5 protein-coding genes are annotated in these 3,561 nt (G+C 64.8%); all 5 read left to right on the top strand.

Annotated features, from left to right (window positions below):
* The first annotated feature begins 145 nt into the window (after positions 1-145).
* The 5 genes from RR1_RS21410 to RR1_RS21395 all read left to right on the top strand — a co-directional run bounded on the left by RR1_RS21410 (position 146) and on the right by RR1_RS21395 (position 3,494).
* Positions 146-619 (top strand): hypothetical protein, encoded by a 474-nt coding sequence (locus RR1_RS21410; protein WP_143153993.1) that lies wholly within the window; start codon positions 146-148, stop codon positions 617-619.
* 78 nt (positions 620-697) lie between these two features.
* On the top strand, positions 698-1,180 hold the full coding sequence (locus RR1_RS21405; protein ID WP_143153992.1) for a helix-turn-helix domain-containing protein: 483 nt from the start codon (positions 698-700) through the stop codon (positions 1,178-1,180).
* Entirely contained in the window at positions 1,180-1,686 is a 507-nt protein-coding gene (locus tag RR1_RS22205; protein ID WP_143153991.1) for a hypothetical protein, read from the top strand. The genes RR1_RS21405 and RR1_RS22205 overlap by 1 nt, the downstream gene beginning before the upstream one ends.
* 36 nt (positions 1,687-1,722) lie before the next feature.
* A complete protein-coding gene (locus RR1_RS21400) occupies positions 1,723-2,154 on the top strand; it encodes a hypothetical protein (RefSeq protein WP_010839745.1) in 432 nt (143 codons plus the stop codon).
* 116 nt (positions 2,155-2,270) lie between these two features.
* Entirely contained in the window at positions 2,271-3,494 is a 1,224-nt protein-coding gene (locus tag RR1_RS21395; RefSeq protein WP_010839744.1) for a site-specific integrase, read from the top strand.
* The last annotated feature ends 67 nt before the right edge of the window (positions 3,495-3,561 follow it).

Genomic DNA, 3,561 nt, shown 5'->3' with positions numbered 1-3,561 from the left:
CGCGTGATCAAGCCCCAGAACCTGACGAACGTCCGCAGCGGCTAGCCGCCCGGCACGTCAAGGGCGGGTCGAAAGAGAAGCAACGCCGGCGCGCGGAGACAGCGCCAGAGGATCAGTCGCAGGGCGAAGGGCCGGAGGGCGGGGCGTGAGGGATCGAGACTCGATCGCAACATCCGGGGGCTGCACCTGGGATTGGTGGGATGGCGTCGAGGATGAGATGGACCGCCTCAACCACCCCCATGAAGACGAGGTGGCCATAACCCATCTGGACGTTCTAGTTGAACGGGCAGAGAGGAACGGGATCAGCGCGAGAGACTTAACGGCTCCAGAGGGTCTCAAACTCGGGCGACACACGCTCCCCTGGGTCGGCGCCCTGAAGTCATCCGGCATTCGCAACCGGCCCGGCGAGGGCTCGCGTGCATACCGCCTCTACTTCGCTGAGACTACGTTAAGCCACCGGTCGCTCCTGGCCGCCAAGCTGTCCTGGAAGTGCACCAGCTGGGCGGACGACAAGACCAAGAAGCACCAGACGCACGAGGTCAAGGATGCCGTCGGAATCACTGAGAGGTATTGCAGGGAGCAAGGATGCGACTGCCGCAGGATCGTGACATCACCGTGACCGCCCCGCTTGTCGCGCGCTGTTGCGCAACGTGCAACACTTGGGCACCGCAGTCAGGTGAACGAAGGGGTGAGGCAGATGAGTAGGCGTACCAACAGGCGAAGCACGCAGTCCTCTCGTCTTGCTGCACGCCTTTCAGCAAACGAGTTGGACTTCAAGGAAGATCTTCGCCGGGCACGGGAGGATGCAGATCTCTCCCAGCGCGCGGTAGCCGCGAAGCTCGGCGTCGCCCCCAGCACGATCTCACGACTCGAGCGATTGGATTCTGACCTCACGCTGTCGCAGATTCGCCACTACGCGTGGGCTGTGGGGGTTGACCTCACATTCTCGGTCGCGCCCGCTGGAGAGGCGGCATCGGAGAGCGGACAACTCGCCTCGCAGACGACGGGTGCACTACCCTCGTCGCCCGACGTGGCGGCGGGCGTCATGCATATCGCCTTCCGTTCTACGCCGGGGTCTCCTCGCAGTTACGCCGATGGCTTTTTCGATGGCTGGAAAGAGGCCGAGGCTTTCCATGAAGTCTCGGATGAAGAAGCTGAACAGTATTTGGCAGGCGTCTGATGATCAAGCGAGCAGCCCTAGAGGAACAGGCTCGTACTGCAAGAAGCCCGATCGCAGTTGCGCGGACGCGCCTGAAGTCCGCAGAGAGCGTTTCGGCGATTGTGTTTGAAACGAGCTCGAAGGCTCTGCATAGTCATGAAAACGAACCTGGCGTCGATGAAACGGCCGGGGCGACAGATATTCGCACAGAGGCGTCGTACGCTCTGAGTCCCGACGGGATCGCCGTCAGACTCGAATCGCAACTGACGAACAACGAGTGCTCTCTCATGATCGACAGCGCGTTGCATTACCGGATCGAAGTTGATCCAGATGATTGGGATTCGGTCGCGATCAACGCATTCCTCGCCTTGGCCGTTCCTGAGGTTTTCGCCTACCAACGGCCGCTTTTCGACCAGATGGCGCTACTCGTTGACGCTTCACGCCCAACTCCGTCGCTGTCCAGCTTTCGGCGAGCCGCCAAATCTGCGCGCGAGCAGCATGATTCGAGCGTCTCCGAGCAACCGTAGGCTACGGCGTCAGACCGATCTGTCAAAGTGCCCGATATGTCGCGTTACCACCCGTGGCGGATCCTCCGAGACCACTACCCCGACATGCACGTCATGTGCTCGCGAGAGCTCGACGGCGAGCAGGTCGGCGAGTGGAACGACGAGGGCCTCGAACTGTGCTCGACGCTCGACCAGGCCGAACGTCGCTGCACCATCACGCACGAGATCGTGCACCTCGAGCGCGGACCCGTCCCGCCCGATCCGTGGTTCGCGGCGAAAGAGGAGCGCGTCGTCGACTGCATCACGGCGCGACGGCTCATCAGTCTCGAATCGCTGATCGATGCGCTCGTGTGGCACCGTCAGCCGCTCACTCACGCGGCCGCCGACGACCTGTGGGTCGACATGCCGACACTGCAGAACCGTCTCGATCGGCTCACTGCGGGCGAGCGGCGGTACATCGAGGAGGAGCTGGCGCGTCGTCTCGGGTGATGCGTCATGCCCCTGAGGCAAGATCGGGCGCAGAAGAATGACCCCGCACCTGGGGGGGTAGGTGCGGGGTCATGTGAACGGACAGGCGCTAACCAGATCCACGCAGGAGCGTACACATGGTCACCGACAGAGGTGGGCGCCGGCAGTTGCCGCCGCAGATCAAGAAGGTCGAGCTCGCGAAGAAGGTTCGCGGAAAGCCGGTCGTCCGCTACCAGCTGACCGCCGACGTCGGCATCGACCCGGCCACGGGGAAGCGCAAGCAGTTGCGGCAGCGGTTCGCGACCGAGGCCGAGGCACGGGCGAAGCTCGCCGAGGTGCAGAACGGCGTGGCGACGGGCATGCATGTCTACGCCCGGAAGACGACCGTGACGCAGGCGCTCGACGGATGGCTCGCCGGGAAGCACTCACTGAAGCCGTCGACCGCTCACGGCTACCGGGTCGTGCTCGGCCCGGTGCACGAACAGCTGGGCGACCTGCCCGTGCAGAACCTCACGCGCAGCGACATCGACCAGCTGATTACGAAGCTCGTCAAAGGCGGCCTCCCCGGGCCGAAGCGGGAGAAGCGCAGACCGTGGACGCCGCGCACCGTGAACTACATGCTCACCGTGCTGTCTGCTGCGCTCGAGGATCAAGTGCGGCAGGGCGACCTCGTCCGGAACGTGGCGAAGCTGGTCGACCGCCTCCCGCAGGCGCGTCCCGAGTTCCAGACGTGGACCGGCGATGACGTCGAGCGGTTCCTGACAGCGACCGGGGACGACCAGTACGCGCACGCGTGGTTCCTCGCCCTGTGCGGGCTGCGCCGCGGCGAGATCTCCGGACTTCGGTGGGCCGACGTCGACCTCGACGAGAAGGTGCTGCGGGTCGTGGCGAACCGGGTGTCGTTCGCGACGACGATCGCAGAGGGCACCCCGAAGTCGCGGCGCTCGGCCCGGACGCTCCCGATGCCCGACGATCTCGTGCGGTCATTGAAGGCGGCGCGGAAACGGCAGGCCGCGGATCGGCTATTGCTCGGCGGCGCGTGGCAGGACACCGGGTACGTCGTCGTGGACCGCGAGGGGAACCCGCCGACGCCGAACACACTGACGTACTGGTGGGGCCGTTCCATCACGACGGCCGGGGTGCCGAAGATCCGACTGCACGATGCCCGCCACACGTGCGCGACGCTGATGCATCTTCGGGGCGTCCCGACGGCGGTGATCGCGGCGTGGATGGGGCACGCGAGCGCGGCATTCACGCTCGCGACGTACGCGCACAGTCAGGACCCGGCGATGCTCGAGGCCGCGAGTTCGGTCCCGGTTGTGACAACTCGTGACAAGAACGGCTCCGAGGCGGGTTCGTGACACCCCGGAAATCGCTCTGACCTGTGCCCCCAGTCGGGTTCGAACCGACACTGTGCGGATTTTAAGT

Source organism: Rhodococcus rhodnii NBRC 100604 (assembly GCF_001894925.1).
Taxonomy (GTDB): Bacteria; Actinomycetota; Actinomycetes; order Mycobacteriales; family Mycobacteriaceae; genus Rhodococcus_F; species Rhodococcus_F rhodnii.
The sequence above is the reverse complement of the archived record's forward strand: the minus strand, read 5'-3'. Positions and strand labels throughout refer to the sequence as shown.